The organism is Bradyrhizobium sp. CCBAU 51627 (assembly GCF_028128765.1).
Taxonomy (GTDB): Bacteria; Pseudomonadota; Alphaproteobacteria; order Rhizobiales; family Xanthobacteraceae; genus Bradyrhizobium.
In genome coordinates this window covers 140,075-163,182 of record NZ_LBJG01000012.1, presented here as the reverse complement: position 1 = coordinate 163,182, position 23,108 = coordinate 140,075, and the positions used below count along the sequence as shown (strand labels likewise).

The 23,108-nt window shown below is 64.1% G+C and carries 29 protein-coding genes; 19 read left to right on the top strand and 10 right to left on the bottom strand.

Annotated features, from left to right (window positions below; genetic code table 11):
• Positions 1–607: 607 nt before the first annotated feature.
• On the top strand, positions 608–775 hold the full coding sequence (locus XH88_RS07510; protein ID WP_271614770.1) for a hypothetical protein: 168 nt from the start codon (positions 608–610) through the stop codon (positions 773–775).
• Positions 776–1,620: 845 nt separating this feature from the next.
• Complete coding sequence (locus XH88_RS07505; protein WP_271614769.1) at positions 1,621–1,809, top strand: hypothetical protein; 189 nt, start codon at positions 1,621–1,623, stop codon at positions 1,807–1,809.
• A gap of 22 nt (positions 1,810–1,831) precedes the next feature.
• On the opposite strand, the gene XH88_RS07500 is transcribed toward XH88_RS07505, so the two are convergent.
• Together XH88_RS07500 and XH88_RS07495 are read right to left on the bottom strand one after the other, a co-directional pair.
• Entirely contained in the window at positions 1,832–2,077 is a 246-nt protein-coding gene (locus tag XH88_RS07500; RefSeq protein WP_271614768.1) for a hypothetical protein, read from the bottom strand.
• 97 nt (positions 2,078–2,174) lie between these two features.
• Complete coding sequence (locus XH88_RS07495; RefSeq protein ID WP_271614767.1) at positions 2,175–2,468, bottom strand: hypothetical protein; 294 nt, start codon at positions 2,466–2,468, stop codon at positions 2,175–2,177.
• Positions 2,469–2,814: 346 nt separating this feature from the next.
• Between XH88_RS07495 and XH88_RS07490 the strand changes: the two genes are divergently transcribed.
• The 4 genes from XH88_RS07490 (at position 2,815) to XH88_RS07475 (ending at position 5,247) form a co-directional block, all read left to right on the top strand.
• Positions 2,815–3,279, top strand: a complete 465-nt coding sequence (locus tag XH88_RS07490) for a PaaI family thioesterase (protein WP_271614766.1) — start codon at positions 2,815–2,817, stop codon at positions 3,277–3,279.
• A 25-nt stretch (positions 3,280–3,304) separates the two neighbouring features.
• Positions 3,305–3,832 carry a PilZ domain-containing protein gene (locus XH88_RS07485; protein WP_271614765.1) on the top strand — a complete coding sequence of 176 codons (528 nt, stop codon included), beginning with the start codon at positions 3,305–3,307 and terminating at the stop codon, positions 3,830–3,832.
• A 575-nt stretch (positions 3,833–4,407) separates the two neighbouring features.
• On the top strand, positions 4,408–4,812 hold the full coding sequence (locus XH88_RS07480; RefSeq protein ID WP_271614764.1) for a hypothetical protein: 405 nt from the start codon (positions 4,408–4,410) through the stop codon (positions 4,810–4,812).
• Positions 4,813–4,917: 105 nt separating this feature from the next.
• Positions 4,918–5,247 (top strand): hypothetical protein, encoded by a 330-nt coding sequence (locus XH88_RS07475; RefSeq protein WP_271614763.1) that lies wholly within the window; start codon positions 4,918–4,920, stop codon positions 5,245–5,247.
• Between the two features lie 76 nt (positions 5,248–5,323).
• On the opposite strand, the gene XH88_RS07470 is transcribed toward XH88_RS07475, so the two are convergent.
• The 4 genes from XH88_RS07470 to XH88_RS07455 form a co-directional block, all read right to left on the bottom strand.
• On the bottom strand, positions 5,324–5,680 hold the full coding sequence (locus XH88_RS07470) for a carboxymuconolactone decarboxylase family protein (protein ID WP_271614762.1): 357 nt from the start codon (positions 5,678–5,680) through the stop codon (positions 5,324–5,326).
• Positions 5,681–5,690: 10 nt separating this feature from the next.
• On the bottom strand, positions 5,691–8,915 hold the full coding sequence (locus XH88_RS07465; RefSeq protein ID WP_271614761.1) for an efflux RND transporter permease subunit: 3,225 nt from the start codon (positions 8,913–8,915) through the stop codon (positions 5,691–5,693).
• The gene (locus tag XH88_RS07460) at positions 8,912–9,907 is read right to left on the bottom strand and encodes an efflux RND transporter periplasmic adaptor subunit (RefSeq protein WP_271614760.1); all 996 of its coding nucleotides are present in this window, start codon (positions 9,905–9,907) and stop codon (positions 8,912–8,914) included. Before XH88_RS07460 ends, XH88_RS07465 begins: the two co-directional genes overlap by 4 nt.
• A 127-nt stretch (positions 9,908–10,034) precedes the next feature.
• Complete coding sequence (locus XH88_RS07455; protein ID WP_442868421.1) at positions 10,035–10,334, bottom strand: ArsR/SmtB family transcription factor; 300 nt, start codon at positions 10,332–10,334, stop codon at positions 10,035–10,037.
• A 115-nt stretch (positions 10,335–10,449) separates the two neighbouring features.
• On the opposite strand from XH88_RS07455, the gene XH88_RS07450 reads away from it, so the two are divergent.
• From XH88_RS07450 to XH88_RS07425, 6 genes are all read left to right on the top strand, one after another.
• Positions 10,450–11,736 (top strand): NAD(P)/FAD-dependent oxidoreductase, encoded by a 1,287-nt coding sequence (locus tag XH88_RS07450; protein WP_271614758.1) that lies wholly within the window; start codon positions 10,450–10,452, stop codon positions 11,734–11,736.
• Positions 11,733–12,191: a thioredoxin TrxC gene (trxC, locus tag XH88_RS07445; protein ID WP_271614757.1), complete on the top strand. Its 459-nt coding sequence runs from the start codon at positions 11,733–11,735 to the stop codon at positions 12,189–12,191. Before XH88_RS07450 ends, trxC begins: the two co-directional genes overlap by 4 nt.
• 12 nt (positions 12,192–12,203) lie before the next feature.
• Positions 12,204–12,407: a YgaP family membrane protein gene (locus XH88_RS07440; RefSeq protein ID WP_028181089.1), complete on the top strand. Its 204-nt coding sequence runs from the start codon at positions 12,204–12,206 to the stop codon at positions 12,405–12,407.
• Between the two features lie 37 nt (positions 12,408–12,444).
• Positions 12,445–13,884, top strand: coding sequence for a cytochrome c oxidase accessory protein CcoG (gene ccoG, locus XH88_RS07435; protein ID WP_271614756.1), 1,440 nt, complete (start codon positions 12,445–12,447; stop codon positions 13,882–13,884).
• A 19-nt stretch (positions 13,885–13,903) separates the two neighbouring features.
• Positions 13,904–14,392 (top strand): DUF6789 family protein, encoded by a 489-nt coding sequence (locus XH88_RS07430; RefSeq protein WP_271614755.1) that lies wholly within the window; start codon positions 13,904–13,906, stop codon positions 14,390–14,392.
• Between the two features lie 107 nt (positions 14,393–14,499).
• On the top strand, positions 14,500–15,693 hold the full coding sequence (locus XH88_RS07425) for a GNAT family N-acetyltransferase (RefSeq protein ID WP_271614754.1): 1,194 nt from the start codon (positions 14,500–14,502) through the stop codon (positions 15,691–15,693).
• On the opposite strand, the gene XH88_RS07420 is transcribed toward XH88_RS07425, so the two are convergent.
• Positions 15,671–16,336: a DsbA family oxidoreductase gene (locus tag XH88_RS07420; RefSeq protein ID WP_271614753.1), complete on the bottom strand. Its 666-nt coding sequence runs from the start codon at positions 16,334–16,336 to the stop codon at positions 15,671–15,673. The genes XH88_RS07425 and XH88_RS07420 overlap by 23 nt on opposite strands.
• A 78-nt stretch (positions 16,337–16,414) precedes the next feature.
• On the bottom strand, positions 16,415–17,236 hold the full coding sequence (locus XH88_RS07415; RefSeq protein ID WP_271614752.1) for a helix-turn-helix domain-containing protein: 822 nt from the start codon (positions 17,234–17,236) through the stop codon (positions 16,415–16,417).
• Between the two features lie 101 nt (positions 17,237–17,337).
• On the opposite strand from XH88_RS07415, the gene XH88_RS07410 reads away from it, so the two are divergent.
• Together XH88_RS07410 and XH88_RS07405 are read left to right on the top strand one after the other, a co-directional pair.
• Positions 17,338–17,568, top strand: coding sequence for a hypothetical protein (locus XH88_RS07410; RefSeq protein WP_271614751.1), 231 nt, complete (start codon positions 17,338–17,340; stop codon positions 17,566–17,568).
• A gap of 37 nt (positions 17,569–17,605) precedes the next feature.
• Positions 17,606–18,004, top strand: coding sequence for a hypothetical protein (locus XH88_RS07405; protein ID WP_271614750.1), 399 nt, complete (start codon positions 17,606–17,608; stop codon positions 18,002–18,004).
• A gap of 123 nt (positions 18,005–18,127) precedes the next feature.
• Here XH88_RS07405 and XH88_RS07400 read toward each other — a convergent pair whose 3' ends face one another.
• Complete coding sequence (locus tag XH88_RS07400) at positions 18,128–18,691, bottom strand: SET domain-containing protein (RefSeq protein ID WP_271614749.1); 564 nt, start codon at positions 18,689–18,691, stop codon at positions 18,128–18,130.
• A 190-nt stretch (positions 18,692–18,881) separates the two neighbouring features.
• Complete coding sequence (locus XH88_RS07395) at positions 18,882–19,604, bottom strand: TetR/AcrR family transcriptional regulator (protein WP_271614748.1); 723 nt, start codon at positions 19,602–19,604, stop codon at positions 18,882–18,884.
• An 89-nt stretch (positions 19,605–19,693) separates the two neighbouring features.
• Here XH88_RS07395 and XH88_RS07390 point away from each other — a divergent pair, with 89 nt between their 5' ends.
• The 5 genes from XH88_RS07390 (at position 19,694) to XH88_RS07370 (ending at position 23,105) form a co-directional block, all read left to right on the top strand.
• Positions 19,694–21,106, top strand: a complete 1,413-nt coding sequence (locus tag XH88_RS07390; protein ID WP_271614747.1) for a carotenoid oxygenase family protein — start codon at positions 19,694–19,696, stop codon at positions 21,104–21,106.
• 116 nt (positions 21,107–21,222) lie between these two features.
• Complete coding sequence (locus XH88_RS07385) at positions 21,223–21,483, top strand: hypothetical protein (protein WP_442868420.1); 261 nt, start codon at positions 21,223–21,225, stop codon at positions 21,481–21,483.
• Positions 21,484–21,558: 75 nt separating this feature from the next.
• Positions 21,559–22,134 (top strand): hypothetical protein, encoded by a 576-nt coding sequence (locus tag XH88_RS07380; RefSeq protein WP_271614745.1) that lies wholly within the window; start codon positions 21,559–21,561, stop codon positions 22,132–22,134.
• 13 nt (positions 22,135–22,147) lie between these two features.
• Positions 22,148–22,702, top strand: a complete 555-nt coding sequence (locus XH88_RS07375; RefSeq protein ID WP_271614744.1) for an inner membrane-spanning protein YciB — start codon at positions 22,148–22,150, stop codon at positions 22,700–22,702.
• A 106-nt stretch (positions 22,703–22,808) separates the two neighbouring features.
• A complete protein-coding gene (locus tag XH88_RS07370; RefSeq protein ID WP_271614743.1) occupies positions 22,809–23,105 on the top strand; it encodes a hypothetical protein in 297 nt (98 codons plus the stop codon).
• Positions 23,106–23,108: the final 3 nt, after the last annotated feature.

Below are 23,108 nucleotides of genomic sequence, written 5' to 3'. Positions count from 1 at the left end.
CAGCCTTCCGGCTATCGCCAGCTGACCTGCCCGGCCCTGGCCGGTGAACGCGGTGACCCGCCGCCAGCTACACCATGCAAGGGGACACGATCCCTAGGAACCCGGCAGACGTTCCCGGCGGGTTCCGTCAACCCGCAAATTCTTAAGGCCAGAATCGAGAGGGGCCACCCTCGGTACAACGAATGTGAATCGATATCCTGATTTCAAATCGCTGGCGTCCAAATTGGGACAGACCGGAATTGGGCATTGCCCGCCTTCAAGGACAGGCCCGTTCACGCCGGTCGGAATCAGAAGGGGCCGCCTCGCAGCGGCCCCTTGCCGGTTGAAATCTGTTCGGGATGAAATGCCAGCCCCGGCCCACGTAGTTTTACCTACTCTTCAGGTCGTGTGGAGTCCGGGAAATTGCGGTGTTCTCGAACCGGAACAACCTCAAAATGTGTCGGCAATGTCAGGGCGTTCGCGGCCCTTCCGACGCGGCGCCGGCCTTGCGAAGGCGATCCGCATCAACGACGTGCTGCCGTCATATGATCGCAATGCTTCGGCACAGAACTTTTCCGCGGCTGCCGGCTTTCAATTGGAATGGCCCGCCGCAATGGGGGATCGGATCATGACGGACGACACGCACCAGGATGCCGACGGGCGCAGATCCCTGCACGAGGCCGCCCTCGAGGAGATGGCGAAGTTCGAGCGCAAGGAAAGTGAGTTCCGCAAGAAGGATCGCGCCGAGCGCGCCGTCGATCTCCGTCTGCCGCTGGACGAGATCAAGGTGCACTGACAAACCACCAGCCGACGCAGGCTGTTGCCTACTGGGCATGGGGTTGTTTTGACGCGCTGTGGCGGCACATGTCGTCCGAGCTGCCGCTACATCAGCGCCAGCAGCACGATGCCGATCACCAGCACCACGAAGCCAGCCGCGGTCGCGGCGGCAAATGACCGCTCTACCTTGTCCATGATGCCACCCCGCTGTCGGCGCGCCACGTATCCCCCATGGCTTCGCCGTGCGCGCAAAGTGTCGCGAACGGATGTGTCTGAAATTGTGCGGCTGGATGTCTGAATTGGGACGTGAGCGCGACTCTCGACGCCTCCGCAAGCCACGCACAAGCTTGCGTGCTTGCCGGCGCGGGGTCTTCTGTTCCCGCCTTGTCAGGCTGTCGTAAGCAGAACGGGCTACGGTCGTCCGGCTATGGTGTTGCAGCCCAGCACCTCAGCCTCCAATAACCTTCTGCCCCGCCCGGCTCACCGTGGCGGGGCTTTTTCTTGCGCGATGCACCGCTGCGCGCGATGTCGCGCAAACGGGATGCGATGTCCGTGCGGGGCGTTTGCCTCCGCTCGAATCGGTGCGTGCAAGCTCGACGATTTCGAGAGCGAGCTCCGTGGTTCTCCGGCCAAGAACAGAGTTCCTGACCTATTATTCCGGTCGCAGTCACACGGGGTTCCATGACGGAGACAGCAGCCCCATCGGTTCCATGTTTCGAAATCCGATTTCGCTTGTTTCGAACCGCGCGCGTTTGCCGAATTCCGATGGACTATCCTCGACTTAACGGCAATTTTTGCTTGTCGACGGAATATTTCGACGCACAACATGTTACTCGACATGGCAAGTGAATCGTGGAGGTGACCATGAATCACAGGGGCGTTGAGTTCACGGTTGCAAAGACGGCGATCCCCGGTGTCTGGCAATGGCAGTTCCGGATCGGCAACGAGACCAAGACAGGCAAGACCGAGACGAAGATCGACCTGCTGGCGATCCGTCGCGTGCAGTTGCGCATCGATCGGGAGCTGAAGGCCATCGGCCGCAACACCGCCTGAAGCGAACACTGCCGGACCGGAGCTAGTCGGCGCTGGGCAGCCGCCGCATGGTGAATTCGATGTCGCCGCCGGGCAGTTCGCGCCAGGTCTCGACTTCACTCATATAGCCGGCCTTGGGATAGCGCGCGAAGAAGGCCTGCGCTCTTGCCCGTGCCGCCGCGCGCGGCAGGGTAAAGCTCTCGCGCAGATAACCGTCAGCAGGCGTCTCGCCGGCCTGCTTGCGCCGGCGCGCCATCCGCTCGGCGAGGTCCCGCGGGCGATCCGCCATGTCCTGACTCCTCAACGCAACCCTGCGAGGGAATGTAGGATCTGGTCCCGGCAAAGGGGAGTCCCGCCGGAGGCGTCAGCCGCCTCCGGGACCACCGTCAGTTCGCGGCTGTGCCGGCCTTGGGCTTTTTGGGGACGCTGCTGGCGGCCGCCTTCGGCGCAGGTTGCTTCGGCTGGTCAGCTCGCATGCCGCCCCAGGGATCGTTGGAGGTTTTGGCGTCCGGAATCTTCTTCAGCGTTTCCTTGTAGGCCTTGTCGCGCGCGGCATCGGCGGCCCTCTCGTCATCGGTCTTGGACGGGCTATCCGCCAGCAGATTGATATGCGGCGACTCCTGCGCGAAGGCCGGTCCGGCCAGCACCGCCAGCAGCGCGGCCATACGGAAAAGCTTCATCACTCACTCCTTGTTCATCGATAAAGGGAACGCATCCCGCCCCTGTCCTTCTCCACGGCGCCGAGCGCCGCTTCAATCCGCTAGAGCCGATCCGATCTGCACGATTTCGGCCCATGGAGCCAGTCGTCCCAGATCGGCCCGCACTTGGTGCAGCCGTTCAGCGCCAGACCGAGCACGGCCAGGCAAAATAACAGGACACATCGACGCAACATCGTCCACCACGCTCCCAAGCGTGGCATCATATCGGGCCAAGTCGGGCATTTTCAAGCCGCCGCCCCGGTGACTTTGTCGCGCCCAAGCGGGCAGAATGAGCGAAACACCCTGCAACACAGGAGGAAACGAAAGCATGCCATCGCAGCCCGACACCGAGTTCGGCATCACTGAGGCCAGACGGATACTCGGCGAGGTCTTTGCGCCCTGGATCCAGGATCTCAACCTCTCCATCGAGCGCATCGAATACACCCCGCCTCCCGAGGCACAGGACTGGCAGCCCGGCGCGCTGCTCCGCATGCCGTTCTCCGAGCGGCTCTGCCGCAATGGCGGCGTCGTCTGCGGCCAGGCACTGATGGCCCTGGCCGACACCGCGATGGTGATCGCGAACCTCGCCGCCAACCGCGGCTACCGTCCGATGACGACGGTGGACCAGACCACGCATTTCATGCGCGCGGCCTCCTCATCGGACGTGCTGGCGGATGCGCGCGTGGTGCGGCTCGGGCGTACCATGAGCTTTGGCCGCGTCACCCTGCTCTCCGCCACAGACAACAAGCAGGTGGCGATGGTCTCGAGTGCGTTCGCGATGTTGCCGGGCTGAGCGGCATCCGAACGAAGAGAGCCGCATGAGCGCAAAGCGCTCCGCGGCTCTCCATGATATCGAAGTGAGACCGAAGCGCGATCACGATCACATGGTCGAGAGGCCCCACCTGACGGCATGGGCAGGCACGGACGACAGCGCGAACGCGCGGCGAGCAGAAGCGAAAGCGCGATCTTCATCGGAATCTCTGCCTTGCCGCTTCAACGTCGTAAACAAAGTCTTAATCGCCGTGCAAGTAGCGCCAGTATTGAGTTTAGTTCAGCGTAATTTCCATGCGCTAATTCTCACACTCCATTATGGATTAACGGCCATGATCGAGAAGCGTTCAACGCAACGACACCGGGTCTTCAAGGGCGGCACGATCTCCTTTGAAAATAGGGGGATTGCGTGCACGGTGCGAAACATATCGCAAGGCGGCGCGGCGATCGACATCGACGCTCCCCTGACACTACCGCAATCGTTCACCCTGTCGATCGCGCATGACAATTTCGTGCGGGATTGTCGCGCCGTCTGGCGCAGCGAACGGCGCATCGGCCTCGCCTTCGTGCAATGACGCGAGCCATGTGAACGACTGTTCGCATCGCATCCACAGCGCGATTGTGATTGCGTGATACGACGCGAGCGCGGCGCGACGATCGTCAGCGCAACGATCGTGAGCGGGGTCGCCAAACGACGCTGCAAAAATCGTCGATCTCGCGCAGGGACGAATGGCGCGAACCGCCGGGATTCTCTCCCCGGCCGATGCCACGTCGCACGACCAGCAGCAGGACGAGGCCGCCCCGATCTCCCAGCCGGCCCGCCATCACCTGCTTCGCTCTGTTTCGGCTTTTTCGCGGGCTCGCTCGGACGCGCACCACCCGACGGATCGTACTTTTCATTGGGCTCGGGGATGCGCTCGAGCGCGGCCTTGTAGGCATTCTCATCGACCTTGGGCTTGTTGCCCACCTTCTGGCCGCCCTCGTTGGGCTGCCGCCGGCCGCCCATCTGCGCCTGCGCTGAAACGATCGTTAGCGGGTACAACCGTCATAACAATGCGGCGGGTTCGGCCGCTTCAGCAAATGTTGATCGGACCGGACTTCGTCCCGCCGAATTCGCGCCTATCTGTTGGCCCGCAGGGGACCTTCACAAATGTTGCGAATTGTTGCTCGTGTGGCGATGCTCGCTGGCACGCTTGCGCTTGGCGGGTGCGGCTTCGCCGACAGCCGCGCGCCAGTGCCCGACTTCATGCGCCTCAAGGAAGCCGAGCAGCCGCCCCCCGAACCGCCGCCAGACGTCAAGCGGGTGGTCCGCGAGCAGATCGAAGTCGTCTTCCTCAACACCTCTTATCCGCGCGAGGTGCAAGTCGCGCTGCCCCATCACGAGGTCCGCGGATCGGGCTGGACCGCCTGCGTCCGCGCCCAGCTCACCTCCGCCACCGGCTCGGCGCTGGGCACCCAGACCTACGTCGTGACGATATCAGGCGGAAAGATCGTCGACCGGCGGCGCGCGGAAGCCGACGATATCTGCGGCTCGGAAGCCTACGAGCCGATCTAGCGGCGGACCGCATCACGCGGTTCCGGGAAAAACCTGTAACTCTGCCGGAACGATCGTCGCCTCCCATTCTTGTTACCGCCGAGGGCAGCTTCCGAGGAGGACAGGATGAGGACGTTCACGATTGCGGTGCTGGCCGGTGTGGGGGCTCTCGCTGCGACGAGCGGCGCGAAGGCCGCCGATCTCTACACGACCAGCGCATACACCAGCCCCGATCTCATTCAGGAGGTCCGGCTCGTCTGTGATGACGCCGGCAATTGCTATCGCACCCACGGCGGAGCGCGCGTGATCGTGCGTGACTCCTATGCGAGAATGCCGCGCGAACGCTATTACGAGCGCCGGACCTATCGCGACTGGGACGATGCCCCGCGCGCCGGTGTCGGCATTCGGGCGCCCGGCGTGAGCGTGGGCGTCGGCGTCGGCGACGACCGCTGGTAAACCGCAGAGTATAACGGACGGGACCGGACGAGAAAGCTCGTCCGGTCCCGTTTGCCTGGCTCGACGACAGATCAGATCAAACGGCAACCGCCTGCTGCCGAAACTGCTCATATGCAGCGATGGCATCTGCCGCGTACATCAGCGACGGACCTCCGCCCATATAGACGGCCATGCCAAGAGCCTCCTCGACCTCTTCCCGCGTTGCCGCCAGCTTGACGAGCGCTTCAGCGTGAAATCCGATACAGCCGTCGCAATGTGCGGCGACGCCGAGCGCGAGCGCAATCAACTCCTTGGTCTTCCTGTCCAACGCGCCGTCGCGTGTGGCCGCCTGGGCGAGCGCGGCAAAGCCCTTCATCGTATCAGGAATGTCGTTGCGCAGCTTCTTCAGGTTGTTCGAGATATTCTTCGTGATCTCGACAAAGTTCTTGTCCATCGGACCCTCGCTAGCTGGATTTGGCTGTGGTCGAAGTCGCCTCGGGCGGTGCACGCAAGGCGATATAGATCGCGGGAATCACCAACACCGTGAGCAGCGTCGACGACGCAAGCCCGAACAGAAGCGAAATCGCCAATCCCTGAAAGATCGGATCGAGCAGAATGGTCGCAGCGCCGATCATGGCGGCGAGCGCGGTGAGAAGGATCGGCTTGAAGCGAACTGCGCCAGCCTCCAACACCACCTCGCGAAGCGGCTTGCCGTCTCCACTGCTGTGCCGGATGAAGTCGACCAGCAGGATCGAGTTGCGCACGATGATGCCGGCCAGCGCGATGAAGCCGATCATCGAGGTCGCGGTGAACGGCGCGCCCAACAGCCAGTGCCCGATCAGGATGCCGATCAGCGTGAGCGGAATCGGCGTCAGGATAACGAGCGGCAGACGGAAGCTCCGGAACTGGGCGACCACCAGCACGTAGATGCCGAGAATTGCGGCGCCGAACGCCGCTCCCATGTCGCGGAACGTCACCCATGTGATTTCCCATTCCCCATCCCACAGCAGCGTAGGATGCGACTCGTCAGACGGTTGGCCGTGCAGGTTGATCGCAGGCTTCGGCAGCTTGCCCCAGTCATGGGCATCCACCCGGTCGGCGACAGCGAGCATGCCATAGAGCGGCGCCTCGAAGCGCCCGGCGAGCTCGGCCATCACCATGTCTGCAAAGCGGCCGTCCCGGCGGAAGATCGTCGGTGAGCCCTCTTCCATCGTCGCCTTCACGACCTGTCCGAGTTCGACCACCGTCTTGCTGCCCGGCAATGTATTGGCCGGCACGGGCGTAGAGGCCAGCGCCTCGTCCCAGGCCAGATCGCGTTTTCCGAGATGCACCGCGATCTCGATCGGATTGCGATCCTCGCCACGATGGGAATAGCCGATCGAGATGCCGCCGAACAGCGCCTGGATGGTGTCGTAGACGTCGCGCTGCTCGACGCCGAAGAATTCAAGCCGTTCCTGGTCGATCGAAAGCCGCAGCCGGGGCCGCTTCTCGCCGATGGAATCGTCGATGTCGACGATGAACGGCACCTCCGCGAAGATCTTCTTGAGTTCGGCCGTGACCGCGCGGCGCGTGGCCGCATCGGGACCGTAGATCTCGGCGAGCAGCGTCGAGAGCACCGGCGGCCCGGGCGGCACTTCGACCACCTTGATGCTGGTCCCTTTGGGCGGATCGAGCGCCTTCATCTTCTCGCGCAACTCGAGCGCGATCTGATGGCTGGCGCGCTTGCGCTCGCCGCGGGGAGCCAGATTGACCTGGACCTCGCCGAGTTCGGGCCGCTCGCGCAAGTAGTAGTGCCGCACCAAGCCGTTGAAATTGAAGGGAGCCGGTGTGCCGGCGTAGGATTGCAGCGAGGTGACCTCCGGCAGCTGTCGCGCGAGCTCGGCCGCGCCGAACAGCACGCGCTCGGTGGCTTCCAGGCTCGCCCCTTCCGGCAGGTCGATGACGACAGCGATTTCCGACTTGTTGTCGAACGGTAAAAGCTTGACTGTCACCGACTTGGTCGCAAACAGCGTCATCGACAGCAGCGTCGCAATGCCGACACCGAGCAGGAATATCCAGGCCGATCGCTTGCTCCGCACGATCGGCGTGGCGAAGCGCCGGTAGATCCGGCCGAGCCGGCCCTCATCATGCGCCGCATGGGCCGCCACATTGTCGCCCTTCGGCGCGAGCTTGAGCATCAGCCACGGAGCCACCACCATTGCGACAAAGAACGAGAACAGCATGGCTGCCGACGCATTGGCCGGAATCGGCGCCATATAGGGACCCATCAGGCCCGACACGAACAGCATCGGCAACAGCGCGGCGACCACCGTCAACGTTGCGACGATCGTGGGGTTGCCGACTTCCGCCACCGCCTCGATGGTCGCCTGCAAGCGCGGCCGGCCATCTCGCATGCCCCAGTGCCGGGCAATATTCTCAACGACGACGATGGCATCGTCGACGAGAATGCCGATCGAAAAGATCAGCGCGAACAGGCTGACCCGGTTGATGGTGTAGCCCATCAGATTGGCGGCGAACATCGTCAGCAGGATCGTGGTGGGGATCACGACGAAGGTCACCAAAGCCTCGCGCCAGCCGATCGCGATCGCGATCAGGACGACGATCGAGAGGGTTGCGAGCCCGAGGTGAAACAACAGCTCGTTGGCCTTCTCGTTGGCCGTCTCGCCGTAGTCGCGCGTTACCGTCACCTGGACATCGTCGGGGATCAGGCGGGACTTCAGTCCTTCAAGGCGTTTGGCAATGTTTTCCGATACGACAACCGCATTGGCACCGGCGCGCTTGGCCAGCGCCAGGCTGACTGCCGGCGACCGCGCCCACTGTCCCCCGGCGTCGCGCGAATCCGTCCAGACCCGATGTTCGATTGTGCTCGGCCCGACGATGACGGAGGCGACGTCCTTGACGTAGACCGGGCGGCCGTCGCGGGTCGTGATCAGCAGCAATCCTATGTCCGGGATGCCCGACAGCGTCTGGCCGGCCGCGACGTTGCGCACGAGGCCGGTATCGCGCACCTGTCCCGCCAGAAACGAGCGGTTGGCATCCTTCACTTTGGCCACGAGCTGCTGCAGCGTGACGCCGAACAGCGAAAGCTTCTCCGAATCGGGCTCGACCCGGATCTGTTGCGGCGCGCCGCCTGAGATGTAGGTCAGGCCGATATCGTCGACCTTCATCAGTTCCGCGCGCAGCTTATCGGCGAGTTCGTAAAGATCCTTGTCGGTCCAGCGGCTGGCCGCTTCGGGCTTGGGCGAGAGCGTCAGCACCGTCACCGCGACGTCGTTGATACCCCGGCCGACGATCAGTGGCTCGGGGATGCCGACGGGAATGCGATCGAGATTGGCGCGGATCTTCTCGTGCACCCGAAGGATCGCGTCCTCGAACTTGGTGCCGACCAGGAAGCGCGCGGTCACCATCACGCGGTCGTCCTCGGTCTGGCTGTAGACGTGCTCGACGCCATCGATGCCCTTGACGATCGATTCCAGCGGCTTGGTCACCAGCTCGACCGCGTCCGGGCCGCGCAAACCATCGGCGTTGATGCGGATATCCACCATGGGAACGCTGATCTGCGGCTCCTCCTCGCGTGGAATCACCATGACGGCGATCAGCCCCACGATAAGGGCCGCGAGCAGGAACAGCGGCGTGAGCGGCGAAGCGATGGTCGACCTGGTCAACCGTCCTGACAGTCCGAGATTCACGGCTGCACCAACCAGTCGCCGGCGCCGATGCCGGACAGTATTTCGAGGCCGTCAGGCAGCGCTGGCGTCGGCAAGTCGCGCCCGCGCTGCACCGGGACCTCGATCGTGACGTCGCCCTTCCGGAGCTTGACGTAGTCGATGCCGAACCGGGTTGTCACGTAGCTGGACGGAATGACGAAGGCTGTCCGCGTTCCGCCTGATATCCAGACCCGCAAACGGTCGCCGACGAAATATTCGCCGAGCCCGTCGACCGTCGCGTCCGCGATGACCCGGCCCTCCTCGATCTGCGGATAGACGAGATCGATGACGCCCGATTTGGCGGCTTCGCCGACGAATTCTGCGCCGTCGATTCGAATCTTGTCGCCCGCCTTGAGGAAGCGCGCATGCCGCTCCGGCACGCGAAGCCGCAATTTGAAATGCTGCTGGGCAACGGTGACGATGGGATCGCCCGCGAGCACCACGGATCCCACGGTGATGAGCCTCTTCAGCACGCGGCCATCGGCCGGCGCGAGCACTTGCCCCTGGTTGAGCTGCTCGTTGATGACAGCACGTTCTGCCGTTTTGGCACGCAAGCCGTTTTCGGCGACGTTCAGCGCCGTACGCTGTTCGTCGAGTTTGATCCGTGGCAGGATACCGCGCTCGACCAGCCCTTCGGTCCGGGTGAAGTCGAGCTGCGCTTGGTTCGCCTGTGCCTGCAGGGCCTCGATCTGCGCGTCGAGCGACTTCATCTGCAGCACGAGTTTTTCGTCACCGATGGTCGCGATCGCCTGGCCGGCGGCGACGCGATCCCCTTCCCTGACCTTGAGCTGAGCCACCGTGCCGCCGATGCGCCCGCGCGCCGGCACCACGCTGATGCTTTCGACCGTGGCGAACACGGCCTTTTCGTCCGCGATCGATTGCGACGCGACGACGAGTGTTTCGGCCGCCGTCGCCGATGTTCCAGACAGGCCGATGGCCGCGAAGGCGGCCAGCAAGCCCAAATACCTTGCCATACATCGCATGGGACAGTTCCGTGTCATGATCAATGTCTCACCACGCCGCTGCGCGGGTCATTTCATCTGCATCGGAGTGCGGCGCGTTGATCCTGCTCAAGGCGCCCTTCCCCGAGCTCTCCTAGTTTTATTTGGCCTTGGCGGACTTCGGCGCGCAAAACGCCTGATAGAGCGTCTTCAGCACTTCGCGCGCCGGCTCGCTGGCGATCGAATAGAAGATGGTCTGGGCCTCGCGCCGGGCGGACACCAGGCCATCCTTGCGAAGGAGCGCAAGATGCTGCGACACGGTGGAGTCCCGCAGGTCGAGAAACTCGGCGAGTTCGCCGACCGATCGCTCGCCATCGATCAATTGGCAGATGATCAGCAGGCGATGCCGGTTGGCGAGCGCCTTCAGCAGCTCGCTCGCCTGATCCGCCGCCCGCTCCATGACTTCAGCATTCATCTTCATACTTGCGTATATACGCAATTACGAATATATAGTCAAGCACTGCACGACAGCCGGAGCTGAACCGGCGGAGCAGTTTGGTTCAACGGAGGTACCCATGGCGGAAGTCGTCGTAATCGGAGCCGGCCTGAGCGGAACGCTGATGGCCTATGAATTGCTGCCCCAGTTGAGAAAGGACGATCGCCTCAGCGTCGTCTCGCAAGGCGCGGTCTATCATTTCGTGCCTTCAAACCCCTGGGTCGCGGTCGGTTGGCGCAAGCGTGAGGAGATCGAGATCGATCTCGCTGACGTCATGAAGCGCAAGGGGGTGCGGCTGCTCACGCAGGGCGCCAAGCGCGTGCACCCGACCGAGAACCGCGTCGAACTCGGCGACGGCACGTCGATCGACTATGATTATCTGGTCGTGGCGACCGGCCCCGAGCTGGCGTCCGACGAGATTCCGGGTCTCGGGCCGCAGGGCCATACCCAGTCGATCTGCCACGTCGATCATGCCGCGCATGCCCGCGAAGCCTTCGAGAAGCTCGCGGCCAATCCCGGTCCGGTCGTGATCGGAGCCGTTCAGGGCGCTTCCTGCTTCGGCCCCGCCTATGAATTCCTCTTCATCCTGGAAACCGAGCTGCGCCGGCGGAAATTGCGCGACCGGGTCCCGATGACATTCGTCACCTCGGAGCCATATATCGGCCATCTCGGTCTCGACGGCGTCGGCGACACCAAGGGCCTTCTCGAAAGCGAGATGCGCGAGAAGCACATCAAGTGGATCACGAACGCCCGCGTCGACAAGGTCACCCCCGGCATGATGTCGGTGGAGGAGTTCGCCGACAACGGCACCTCTCACAAGGCCCATGAGCTGCCCTTCGCCTATTCGATGATGCTGCCCGCCTTTCGCGGCGTCGAGGCCGTGCGCGGCATCGAGAAGCTGACCAACCCGCGCGGCTTCGTCATCGTCGACAAGCATCAGCAGAACCCCGACTTCCCGAACGTGTTTGCGGTCGGCGTCTGCGTGGCGATCGCGCCGGTCGGCGCGACTCCGGTGCCGGTCGGCGTTCCCAAGACCGGCTTCATGATCGAATCCATGGTGACGGCGACCGCGATCAACATCGGCGCCCTGCTCCGCGGCAAGGCGCCGACGGCGCAGCCGACCTGGAACGCGATCTGCCTCGCCGACTTCGGCGATTCCGGGGTCGCCTTCCTCGCGCAGCCGCAGATCCCGCCGCGCAACGTCAACTGGTCGTCCAAGGGGGAGTGGGTGCACTTCGCCAAGGTCGCCTTCGAGAAGTACTTCCTCCGCAAGATGCGGCGCGGCGAGAGCGAGCCGTTCTACGAGCGCTTCCTGCTCGACAGGCTGAACATCGCCAAGATCAAGGAGGTCCGAACAGGCACATGAGCGCCACACGCCAGGTCGTCTGTGGCAGTTGCGGGCGCGTCAATCGCCTGCCCGTCGAACGCGCGCCCGAAGGCGCGCGTTGCGGCGCGTGCCACCAGCCGATGTTCACCGGTCATCCGATCGAGGTGAACGAAGAAGCCTTCAGCCGCCATGTCGCCAATAACGACATTCCCGTGCTGGTCGATGTCTGGGCACCATGGTGCGGCCCTTGCCGCGCCATGGCGCCGATGTTCGAGCGCGCCGCACAACAGCTGGAGCCGAGGGTCCGGCTGTTGAAACTCAATTCGGACAATGCGCCTGCGGTGTCGTCACGCTTCAACATCAGCGGCATCCCGACGCTGCTGCTGATGCGTGGCGGGCGCGAGATTGCCCGCCAGGCGGGTGCGATGGATGCGCGCAGCATCGTGGCCTGGACTGAAGCGAGCCTCACCCGTTCGGAACGTGACCATACCTAGAAGGAGCATACCATGAATGTAGACAAAGCCGTTCTCGCTTTCGCGGGATTCGTCGTCCTGCTCGGACTTGCGCTGGGCACATACGTCAATGCGTACTGGTACCTGCTGACGGCCTTTGCCGGGCTGAACATGCTGCAGGCTTCGTTTACGGGCTTCTGTCCCGCGGCGATCGTGTTCAGGAAGCTGGGCCTGAGCAGCGGCTGCGCGTTCTCGTGAGCGCGCAGACGTAGATTGTGATGCGGGGGAATTTGCCATGACCGACGACACCTTCATCGAGGGACCTCTCTACGAGAAACGCAAGAAGGTCTATCCGCAGTCGGTGCGCGGGCAGTTTCGCCGCATCAAATGGGCGGTCCTCTGCGTCACGTTGGGCATCTATTATCTGCTGCCCTTCGTGCGCTGGGATCGCGGCCCCGGCCAGCCGAGCCAGGCCGTGCTCATCGACCTGCCCCATCGCCGCTTCTATTTCTTCTTCATCGAGCTGTGGCCGCAGGAGGTCTACTACTTCACCGGTCTCCTGATCATCGCCGCCCTGACGCTGTTCCTGATGAACGCGGTGGCGGGCCGGCTGTGGTGCGGCTACCTGTGCCCGCAAACGGTGTGGACCGACCTGTTCTACGCCGTCGAGCGCTGGGTCGAAGGCGACCGGCGCGACCGCATGCAGGGCGACAAGCGTTACTGGAGCTTTGGTCACATCCGGAAAGTCGCAACCAAGCACTTTCTCTGGATCATGATCGCGTGGTGGACCGGCGGCGCCTGGGTACTCTATTTCGATGACGCGCCGACCCTGGTGAAGGAGCTGGCGACTTTCCAGGCCCCCTTCATTGCCTATCTCTGGATCGGCATCCTCACCGCCACGACTTACCTTTTCGCCGGGCACGCCCGCGAACAGACCTGCATCTATATGTGCCCCTGGCCGCGCATCCAGGCGGCACTGACCGATGAGTGGGCGCTCAACGTCACCTATCGTCGCGACCGCGGCGAGCCGCGCATGTCGGTGAAGAAGGCGGAGGCCGCCCGCGCCCATGGCGATGTCGCCGGTGACTGCGTCGATTGCCATCAGTGCATCAATGTCTGTCCGACCGGCGTCGACATCCGCCATGGAATCCAGCTCGGCTGCATCCAGTGCGGCCTGTGCATCGATGCCTGCGACAACGTGATGCGCGAACTCGGCCGGCCCACCGGCCTGATCGGCTACGACACCGACATCAATATCCAGCGTCGCCGCGAAGGCAAGGTGCCGATTTACCGCATCATCCGCCCGCGCACTCTGATCTACGTCGCTGCCATCGCGATCGTCGGCAGCATCATGCTTTATACCCTTGCAACACGCAGCACGATGAGCATCAATGTCCTGCACGAGCGCAATCCGCTGTTTGTACAGCTCGCCGATGGCGGGGTGCGCAATGACTATACCGTTCGCCTCCTCAACAAGGGCATGGCGCGATCATTCGCGATCGAGGTCACGGGTTTGCCGGGTGCGACCGCGCGCATCGCCGGTATCGAGCCCCAGCCAGACGGCAGGCTGATCGTCGAGGTCGGGCAGGATCAGACCCGGGAGGTCAGGATGTCGGTGCAGGTTCCGCCAGCGCAATTGCCGAAGTCGGCCGTCAATGTCGAGATCGGTTCGACCGATGTTGCGAGCGGACAGACGGCGACCGCGCGCGACCATTTTGTGCCGGCCGATCGATGATGGACGCAGCGAAGGGGCGATGCATCAGATAGGAGCCCATAAGGTCTGGAAATCCATCGCAGCCGGCCTGTGTGGCAACGCCGCCCACAGCACTGTCATGTTCCTGAAGCGCTGGATGGGCTGGCTTCCGACCTTTCACCCCTACCGGGATCTTCAGCATGGTCTGAGCGACTGGCTCGGCGGCGCCGTGCATCCGACCGTGCCCTGGGTCATATCCTTCGTGAACGGCACTTTCGTGCTCGGCATCCTTTTCCGGTCCACCTACCATCTACTGCCCGGCCACAACGCGATCGTGAAGGGATTCGTCTTCGGCATGATGGGTTGGATCGCGATGGGACTACTCTACTTTCCGATCCTGGGAAGAGGACCGTTCGCGTCCCACCTGGAGCTCGGCGCACTTCCCGCGGCCTTTTCTCTCGTGATGGTGCTCGCCTACAGCGTCTTCATGGGGATCGCCTTCTCCATGCTGCACTCCGAGCCCGGCCGCGTGTGGTCAACGAACGGTTAACACAACCGCTCGAATTGAAGCCGTATCCCAACGGTATTTTCCAATCTTTGCGCTAAGCATGACCTGACAACGCCGGTCCCTGCCGGCGTGAGCGGGGACGACGGGACGTGGTCGACATCGCGCACCAGGCTGCGATTGGTCCGGCATCGACAAAGGATGCAACGCCAGCGCTCGTCCCGCTCACAGCGGTCGAGCCCGGCCCGTGGCGCGCACTGGCGCAGCGCGCGATCGAGCCGAACGGCTATTATTTGCCCGCCTGGGAGCTCGCCGTCAGCGCAAGCGCGCGCGGCCGCACGGGTGCCTCGGCCCTGTCCGTCTGCGGCGGCTCGTCGACGCGGCCGATCGGGCTGATGCCGGTGGTCTCGCTCTGGCAAGCCTGGAAGATTCCCCTGCCCGCTTTGGTGAGCGCGCATCCCTATGGCACGCTGTGCAGCCCGCTGATCGATCGCGACTCCTCGGTCGAGGCCGCGACGCGCCTGTTGCAGCGGGCGCGCAAGGCCGGCGCGCATGCGCTGATCCTGCGCGACGTCGCGCTCGAAGGCGCGGCGATGGCGTCATTCAAGGAGGCGCTCGGCCGTGACCGGCTGGAACCACGCGTGCTCAGCTCTTATGTCCGTGCCAGCCTCGATGCGACACAGGATGGCGACAGGCTGTTGCACGAGGCTCTCGGTGCCAAGAAGCTCAAGGAGTTGCGCCGGCAGCGGCATCGCCTTGAGGAGCATGGCGCGGTCACCTTCGACATCACGCGCAAGGTGGACGAGATCAAGCCCGCACTCGAAACGTTCCTGCAACTCGAAGCCAGCGGCTGGAAGGCCGAGCGCGGCACCGCGCTGATTCAGGATGCCGGCGATGCGGCCTTCATCCGCCGCGCCGTCCCCGCCCTCGCAGAGACTGCGCAGTGCGAGATCGTGACGCTCCGCGTCGGCGCAACGCCTGTCGCCGCCGGCATCGTGCTGCGCCACCAGGACCGGGCCTTTTTCTTCAAGGTCGGCATCGACGAGCGCTTTGCAAAATATTCGCCGGGCGTGCAGCTCACGCTTGATCTGACGCGCCATCTCTGCGCCGATCCGGCCATTGCGAGCGCGGATTCCACCGCAAGCGCCGACCATCCCATGATCAACCCGATCTGGCGCGGCCGCTTCGCCATCGGCGATGTGCTGATTCCGCTGCGGCGGAACGATCCGCTCGTTGCGCTGATTCATGCGGCGCTGGTCGCACGCGGCTTCGCGCGCGAGACGGCGCGCCGCGCCATTCACCTGCTGCGCAAACCGACTCGCGCTACTCCGCCGACTGCGCGTTGATCTCCGCGGAGACCTGGCGGATGGCGCGGGCGAGCAGGTTCGGATCCTGAGCACCGGAGACGGCGTATTTCTGCGCAAACACGTAGGTCGGCACGCCCGAGATTCCCTTCTCGGCAGCCTCTTGCGCGTCGGCCGATACGCGCGCGACGTCCTCGTCGGACGCAAGGCGCCTGCGCACATCATCCGCATCGAGGCCGACATCGGCCGCCGCCTGCACCAGCACGTTCACATCAGTGAGATCGCCGCCGTCGCGGAAGTACAGCTCCATCAGGCGCTGCTTCATCTCCGGCGCCTTGCCGATCGCCTCGGCCCACAGGATCAGGCGGTGGCAGTCGGTCGTGTTGGGCTGACGCGCGACCAGCTCGGGCTTGTAGACGAGCCCCTCCTCGCTCGCGGCCGCGACGACGCGGCCGGCGATACCCTTATAGGCCTCCACCGAGCCGAACTTGGTGGTGAGATAGTCCTCGCGGCTGATGCCTTCGCGCGGCACCCAGGGATTGAGGAAGAACGGGCGGAAATTCAGTTTCACCGGCACGTCGGGCACGAGCGCCAGCGCGCTCTCGATCCGGTGCTTGCCGATGTAGCACCACGGGCACACCACGTCGGAGACGACGTCGATCTGGAGCGGTTTCAGCGTGCTCATGAGCGCCTCCTTGGGGCGATGCGGGTTCGCCCCAAGATAAGCCGAACCCGCCCCGAGGCAAGGGTACCGGATGAAGCGCTAGGTCATGGCGGCGGCCATCTGCCTCAGCCGCTCCGCCGTACGCTCGTCCGCCGGAAAGAACGTCTCGAGTGCCAGCTCCGAGAGCGTGATGTCGACCGGCGTGCCGAACACCATGGTGGTGGAGAAGAAACTGAGTATCTCGCCATCCTGGCGCAGCTTGAAGGGAATCGCGACATTGTCGCCCGACAGCGGCCCCGAGCGCGCCGGGATTGGGTAGCTCTTGAGGTCATTGTAGAGCTTGATCAACTCGGGATCGGCCGTCGCCTCGCACTGCCGGTGCAGCCGCTCCAGAAGGTGGGCGCACCACTCCGCGAGATTGACGGTGCGCGGCGCCAGTCCCTCCGGATGAAAGGCGAGCCGCAACACGTTGAAGGGCTGGCCGAGCAGCCGCTCCGGGACGCCGGCGAGCAGCGGCGCCACCATGCGGTTGGCGGAGACTAGGTTCCAGTGCCGGTCATAGGCCAGCGCCGGATTGGGCTCGTGCGCCTTGAGGACGAGATCGATCGCCTGACGGGCTGACTTCAAGGCAGGATCCTCCAGCGGCCGCTGCGGAAAGGCCGGCGCGTAGCCGGCGGCGACCAGCAGCACGTTGCGTTCGCGCAAGGGCACGTCGAGGCGCTCGGCGAGCCGCAGCACCATCTCGCGCGAGGGCGCGGCGCGGCCGGTTTCGACGAAGCTCAGATGCCGCGCCGAAATCTCCGCCTCGCCCGCGAGATCGAGCTGGCTCATGCGGCGGCGCTGCCGCCATTCGCGCAAATGGTCGCCGATATGGACCGGCTGGCTGCGATCGGCCTGTGCCGCGGATGCATGTGCGTTCATGGCCGGAAACCTACCACGCGCATTTCCCTCCATCCATTACCCCCGAGGTAATCGAATTGAGGCTCCGACCAGCGCATCTTCGGTCACGACAGGAGATGACCATGATCGCGCTGCTGCTCTATCGGACCGTCGCCGACCATCTGCTCCCCTGGGCCATGCCGTTCGCAATCCGGCTGCTTGCGCGCGGGCTCAACGTGCCCGAGCTGCTGGTGCACTCGAGCGGCAACTATGTCGTCGCCCAGGTCACCGCTTTTGAGCACAGCATCGGCAGGAGCCTCTGCCCGTTCCGCCTCGCCCGCCTGCTCCGCGCCTGGTGGCGCGGATGGCATTGATTTCATCCCCGCGTCCAACCAACCACGGAGACCTCTCATGATCGATGCATCCAGCTTCCTGCGCCGCGCCCTGCTCGCCGATACCGTCTTCAGCGGGATCGCCGCAATCGGCTTCACCTTCGGCGCCGGCGCGTTCGCGACGCTGTTCAACCTGCCTGAGACGCTGTTGCGGGAAACCGGCATGTTCCTGATTGCCTACACCGCGCTGGTCGGTTGGCTCGCCTCGCGCACGGCGGTGCCGAAGGCGCTCGTGCTGCTGGTCGTGATCGGCAACGCCGCCTGGACGGTCGGCAGCATCGCGCTGCTGTTCTCAGGCGCGGTGTCACCGAACCTCGTCGGCGAGCTCATGATCGTGGCGCAAGCGATCGCAACAGGCGTATTCGCCGAGCTGCAATATGTGGGCTTGCGCAGGAGCGGGAACGTGGTGGCAGCGTGATGCGCTCCGCTGGACCGTCCGCCCCCGGCCCCGGCTTCGCTAGGTTACGCTGGGCCTACAGGAACGCTCGGCCGGCGAAGCTTCCGCCAAGACGGCAAGCTGGAGCATGACAGCGGAGCTGGACTACGCCCGCGCGCGGCCGTTCGCTTTGCCCACGGCGTGACCGTTCAGCTTCTTCCTGGCCGGCTTCTTCGTGACGCTCCTGGCGCCGGCCTTGCGTTCAGCCCGCGCCTTCACCTTGGCGCGTTCGGCGCGGGCTTCAGCGCGGAGCTTCTTGCGTTTCTTCTCGCAGGAATCGCACTTGCAGCCGATCGGCTTCAGATAGGCTTTGAAATAGTCGGTGCCGTAGTCGTAGTTGATCTCCTCGCCCGGCTCGATGTTCTTGATGGCGCGGATGAAGACCTTGCGCTCGCGCGGGCGGACGTCGGATTCGGCGTTGGGCCGGCAGGAATGATTGATGTAGCGGGCGAGATTCTTGCGCACCGAGCCATCGATGGTCCAGCGGCCGTTGAGCTCGAACAGATATTTGTTCTCGATCTCGTCCTGCTCAGGAATACGGCAGTCCAGGATCGGCCCGAAATATCGGATGATCCGGGTGCCCTTCTTGATCGGCATGGTGGCGAAGAGGCCAAGTCCGGTCTTGGAACGACCGACGCGATAGGCTTTGCGAGGAGCGATGGCTGGCATGATCGAAAGAGATGAGGAACGCAAACTGGGCCGGATGCCCAAGCGAAGCCGCTCTTCTAGAACGATTCCGCGCCGCTGTCAGGTCTTTCGGACTGCGTCTGAGCCTTGCCCACAGTGAAGATGTCGACTGACGGAGTTCCGCAAGGTGCAGGCGTTGTCATGGTGCCTGTCACATCGGCCTGCTCCGGTGCTACCGCGGGAGTTTCCCCGCCACCGTCGACTTCAGGATCGCTTCCAGAAGCTGTTCGGCCGTCGTGCCATCAGGCAGCCGCTGCAAGATATCCTCAAGACGTCCGTCGAGCAGCAGCATGGTGAAGCCGTGCACCATCGACCAGGCCCGCGCGATCGCCGCCCCCTGCTCGATGGTCAACTTGTCGCCGCTGATCGGCTCCTGCCGCATCGCGCCGATGGCATTGGCGAGTCCGGCGAAAGAGGATTCCGCGGCCTCGTGCAGCGATGGCCTGGAATAGTCGAGCCGCTCGGTTCGGAACATCAGACCGTACATGCCGGGATGCGTCTGCGCATAGGCGACATAAGCTTTCGGCCGCGCCAGCGCCCGTTCCAGCGGCGAGGCGACCGCCTCGCAGGCCGAGGCCATCGCCGCATTGAACTGGCGGAAGCCGATCGCGGCGAGTTCGCTGACGAGACCGGTGAGATCGCCGAAATGATGGGTCGGCGCGGCATGCGAGACGCCGGCCTCGCGCGCCACCGCGCGCAGTGTCAGGCCGGCGAGCCCGTCGCGCTCCAACACCCGTTCGGCCGCCTGGAGCAGCGCCTCGCGCAACGCGCCATGGTGATAAGGCGTCTCGGTCTTTGCAACTGCCGGGCGGCGCGCCGGACGCGGCGCTGGCGATGTCTTTTTCGGCTGGCGCGCACTCCGCGCCGTGTCGCCCGTGGTGTCTCTCTTGGCCATTTGCAAGCTATATGACGCAATATTGACAGTGTAAAGATTTCACTTGACGGACGCTACTTCAGGCCTTATCCGATCTTTACGATGTAAAGATGAGGGAATGCGCCGTGCTTCAGGATGCGACCGCCGAGCGCCGCAACAACATCGCGCCGATCCCATTCGAGGCGGACGCGCCCTTCCTCAAGATCGTCGGCGAATTGCCGCGCGAGCTGAACGGCACGCTCTACCGCAACGGTCCCAACCCGCAGTTCTCTTCTCCCGGCGCCCACTGGTTTGTCGGCGACGGCATGTTGCACGCCTTTCACCTCGAGGACGGGCGCGCCAGCTATCGCAATCGCTGGGTCCGCACGCCGAAATGGCTCGCCGAGCACGATGCCGGCCGGGCGCTGTTCGGCGGCTTCGGCCGCAAGCTGCCGGATGCGCCGCCAAACCTTACCGACGGCGGCGTCGCCAACACCAATATCGTCTTCCATGCCGGCAAGTTGCTCGCGCTTGAAGAGGGACATCTGCCGACCGAAATCGAGCCGGGCACATTGGCAACGCGCGGCTATTACAATTATCAAGGCCGCGTCGCCGGCGCCTTCACCGCCCATCCAAAAATCGATCCGGTGACGGGCGAGCTGGTGTTCTTCGGCTACAATGCGGCGGGACCGCTGACACCTGCCCTCTCCTACGGATCGATCGACGCGAGCGGCAAGGCCACGCGCTTCGAACGTTTCGAGACGCCCTATGCCAGCATGGTGCACGACTTCATCGTCACCGAGAATCACCTGCTGTTTCCGATCCTGCCCCTCACCGGCAGCATGGAACGTGCGATGAGCGGCAAGCCGCCCTATGCCTGGGAGCCGGAGAAGGGCGCCTATGTCGGCGTTATGAAGCGCAACGGCACGGCGAAGGACATCGTCTGGTTCCGCGGCGAAGCCTGCTACGTCTTCCACATCATGAATGCGTGGGAGGAGGGAGGCCGCATCGTCGCCGACGTCATGCAGTTCGAAGAGGCCCCGCTGTTTCCGCATCCCGACGGCCGGCCGACGGATCCGGAGAAATCGCGCGCCCGCCACTGCCGCTGGACTTTCGATCTCTCGGGCAAGACCGATCGCTTCCAGCAGGCATATCTCGACGATCTGACTGGCGAATTCCCGCGCATCGACGATCGCCGCGCCGGCCTGAAGAGCCGTCACGGCTGGTACGCTTGTGCCAATCCGAAGGGGCCGATGTTCGGCGCGCTGTCGGGCATCGTCCATGTCGACGGTGCAGGCATGCGGCTCGGCCAGTATCTGTTGCCATCAGGCGATACCATCTCCGAGCCCGTGTTCGTCGAGCGATCGAAGGATGCGGCCGAGGGCGACGGCTGGCTGCTGGCGGTGGTCTGGCGCGCGCGGGAGAACCGCAGCGATCTCGCCGTGTTCAATGCCACCGACATCGAGGCCGGCCCCGCCGCGCTGGTGCAACTCGGCCATCGCGTGCCCGACGGCTTTCACGGCAATTGGGTCGGCGCGCGGTAGTTTTTGTCATTCCCGGGCGCGCCCCTTGGCGCGAGCCCGGAATCCATTTCACCGCACGTCCCGTTGGCTCACGCTTCGCGTGCCCCGGAATCACGAAAGAGGAGTTTCATGTGGATATGCCCTCGATCACCGCAGGCGGCCTCGTCGTTCTCGTCGTGATCTCGGCCGCGCTCACAGTCCAGATGATCCGGCGGCGGCGGCGAAGCGGCCAGACCATCTTCAACGGCGGTATCTTGCTCGGCCTCGCTCTCTCGATTGCCTGTGCTCTACCCCTCCTGTCGCACCTGTCTTGGGCGGAATTTCTGGACGAGGCGCTCGACCAAGGCGTTGCAGCAATTCGGTTTTTGGAAGCCACCTATCTCATTTTGACACTGTAAAGATTTCTCTTGACCCGACGCCGCCCCTGAACTATTGATCTTTACATCGTAAAGATTGGTTCGACCGAGGCGACCATGACGATCTTCCTGATCCTTGCCCCCTACGGCGTCTACACCTTCCTCATGTTCATGACGTCGGCCACTATCAGCGTGTTCGCAGCCTCCGCGATCTGCCTCGCCACGATCGCGATCGATGTGGCCCGGGGCCGCTCGGTCAAGGTCCTCGCCGCCGGCTCGGCGATCCTGTTCGCAGGCGTCGGCCTCTACCTCACGCTGCGCGATCCCTCGCTCAGCGCCCTCGGTGTCAAGCTCTCCGTCGATATCGGCATCTTCGCCATCTCGCTCGGCTCGATGCTCGCGCGCCGGCCATTCACGCTGCAATATGCGATCGAATCCGTGCCGGCCGAGACCGCCGCGATGCCCGGCTTCCTCACCGCCAATTACATCATCACAGCCGCATGGACCGTAGCTGCCCTGCTGATGATGACCGCCAACATCGTGCTGCTGTATTTCCCGGGCCTGCCGGTCTGGTCAGGTCTTGCGGTCGCCTTTGCCGCCCGCAACAGCGCGATCTATTTCACCAAGTGGTATCCCGAATATCGCCAGATCAAGTATGGTGCGCCTGATGGCGCGCTGCCCGAAGCCCAGTGAGACAGGACCGACCATGAAGGACGTATTCGCCCGCCTCGCCTCCGACTTCCTGTCGGCCATCGTCTTCCTGGTGATCTACCTGGCCACCGACAATGTCATCCTCGCAACATCGGTGGCAATTGCCGGGGCGGTCGCGCAGGTGATCTACGCCCGCATCAAGGGGCGCGAGCTCGGCTACATGACCTATGCGAGCGTCGCGCTCGTCGTTGTTCTCGGTACGGTGACGCTGCTGACCAACGATCCCCGCTTCGTGATGGCAAAGCCCGCGATCGCGCATTTCGCGATTGGCGCAATCATGCTCAAGCGCGGCTGGATGCTGCGCTACATGCCGCCGATGGTGGTCGAGACGGCGCCGGAATATGTCACAGCTGCGGGCTATGCCTGGGCCGCGCTGATGTTCGTTCTCGGCGCCGGAACGATCGCGGTCGCCGCCACAGGCGATCTGAAGCTGTGGGCGTTCTACATCTCCGCGGTCGCGGGCGGCGCCAAGGCCCTCGCCTTTGCCGTGCAATACGTGGTGTTGAGGCTTGTCGTCACCAGCCGCCGGCGCGCCGCCGCCCGCGCCTGAATGCCGCCGAAGGGACGTTAGGCAGCGGCGCCGAGTTGGGTTATAGGCTCGCCCAGGACTGGCCGCGGATCGTCGCGGCCCGCCAAAGTTTGTTCGGGAGACGGGAATGGCCGTGGACGGCAACTGGAATCTGACCATGACGACGCCGATGGGCGAGCGCAACTCGACGCTGAGCCTGAAGGCTGCGGGCGGCACGCTCACGGGCACGCAGGGCGTGGAAGGTAACACCGCCGAGATTTTTGACGGCGCCGTCAACGGCGACAATGTCTCCTGGAAGGTCTCGATCGACAAACCGATGCCGCTGACGGTCGAATTCACGGGCACGGTTTCCGGCGACAGCATCAGCGGCGAGATGGGCATCGGGCCGATGGGCAGCTTCCCCTTTACGGGCGCGCGAGCTTGATCT

Bases quoted from the DNA above. Each gene is read 5' to 3' on its own strand.
- XH88_RS07510 (WP_271614770.1), top strand. From the start codon at position 608: ATGACGGACGACACGCACCAGGATGCCGACGGGCGCAGATCCCTGCAC.
- XH88_RS07505 (WP_271614769.1), top strand. From the start codon at position 1,621: ATGAATCACAGGGGCGTTGAGTTCACGGTTGCAAAGACGGCGATCCCC.
- XH88_RS07500 (WP_271614768.1), bottom strand. From the start codon at position 2,077: ATGGCGGATCGCCCGCGGGACCTCGCCGAGCGGATGGCGCGCCGGCGC.
- XH88_RS07495 (WP_271614767.1), bottom strand. From the start codon at position 2,468: ATGAAGCTTTTCCGTATGGCCGCGCTGCTGGCGGTGCTGGCCGGACCG.
- XH88_RS07490 (WP_271614766.1), top strand. From the start codon at position 2,815: ATGCCATCGCAGCCCGACACCGAGTTCGGCATCACTGAGGCCAGACGG.
- XH88_RS07485 (WP_271614765.1), top strand. From the start codon at position 3,305: ATGAGCGCAAAGCGCTCCGCGGCTCTCCATGATATCGAAGTGAGACCG.
- XH88_RS07480 (WP_271614764.1), top strand. From the start codon at position 4,408: ATGTTGCGAATTGTTGCTCGTGTGGCGATGCTCGCTGGCACGCTTGCG.
- XH88_RS07475 (WP_271614763.1), top strand. From the start codon at position 4,918: ATGAGGACGTTCACGATTGCGGTGCTGGCCGGTGTGGGGGCTCTCGCT.
- XH88_RS07470 (WP_271614762.1), bottom strand. From the start codon at position 5,680: ATGGACAAGAACTTTGTCGAGATCACGAAGAATATCTCGAACAACCTG.
- XH88_RS07460 (WP_271614760.1), bottom strand. From the start codon at position 9,907: ATGGCAAGGTATTTGGGCTTGCTGGCCGCCTTCGCGGCCATCGGCCTG.
- XH88_RS07455 (WP_442868421.1), bottom strand. From the start codon at position 10,334: ATGGAGCGGGCGGCGGATCAGGCGAGCGAGCTGCTGAAGGCGCTCGCC.
- XH88_RS07450 (WP_271614758.1), top strand. From the start codon at position 10,450: ATGGCGGAAGTCGTCGTAATCGGAGCCGGCCTGAGCGGAACGCTGATG.
- trxC (WP_271614757.1), top strand. From the start codon at position 11,733: ATGAGCGCCACACGCCAGGTCGTCTGTGGCAGTTGCGGGCGCGTCAAT.
- XH88_RS07440 (WP_028181089.1), top strand. From the start codon at position 12,204: ATGAATGTAGACAAAGCCGTTCTCGCTTTCGCGGGATTCGTCGTCCTG.
- ccoG (WP_271614756.1), top strand. From the start codon at position 12,445: ATGACCGACGACACCTTCATCGAGGGACCTCTCTACGAGAAACGCAAG.
- XH88_RS07430 (WP_271614755.1), top strand. From the start codon at position 13,904: ATGCATCAGATAGGAGCCCATAAGGTCTGGAAATCCATCGCAGCCGGC.
- XH88_RS07420 (WP_271614753.1), bottom strand. From the start codon at position 16,336: ATGAGCACGCTGAAACCGCTCCAGATCGACGTCGTCTCCGACGTGGTG.
- XH88_RS07415 (WP_271614752.1), bottom strand. From the start codon at position 17,236: ATGAACGCACATGCATCCGCGGCACAGGCCGATCGCAGCCAGCCGGTC.
- XH88_RS07410 (WP_271614751.1), top strand. From the start codon at position 17,338: ATGATCGCGCTGCTGCTCTATCGGACCGTCGCCGACCATCTGCTCCCC.
- XH88_RS07405 (WP_271614750.1), top strand. From the start codon at position 17,606: ATGATCGATGCATCCAGCTTCCTGCGCCGCGCCCTGCTCGCCGATACC.
- XH88_RS07400 (WP_271614749.1), bottom strand. From the start codon at position 18,691: ATGCCAGCCATCGCTCCTCGCAAAGCCTATCGCGTCGGTCGTTCCAAG.
- XH88_RS07395 (WP_271614748.1), bottom strand. From the start codon at position 19,604: ATGGCCAAGAGAGACACCACGGGCGACACGGCGCGGAGTGCGCGCCAG.
- XH88_RS07390 (WP_271614747.1), top strand. From the start codon at position 19,694: ATGAGGGAATGCGCCGTGCTTCAGGATGCGACCGCCGAGCGCCGCAAC.
- XH88_RS07385 (WP_442868420.1), top strand. From the start codon at position 21,223: ATGCCCTCGATCACCGCAGGCGGCCTCGTCGTTCTCGTCGTGATCTCG.
- XH88_RS07380 (WP_271614745.1), top strand. From the start codon at position 21,559: ATGACGATCTTCCTGATCCTTGCCCCCTACGGCGTCTACACCTTCCTC.
- XH88_RS07375 (WP_271614744.1), top strand. From the start codon at position 22,148: ATGAAGGACGTATTCGCCCGCCTCGCCTCCGACTTCCTGTCGGCCATC.
- XH88_RS07370 (WP_271614743.1), top strand. From the start codon at position 22,809: ATGGCCGTGGACGGCAACTGGAATCTGACCATGACGACGCCGATGGGC.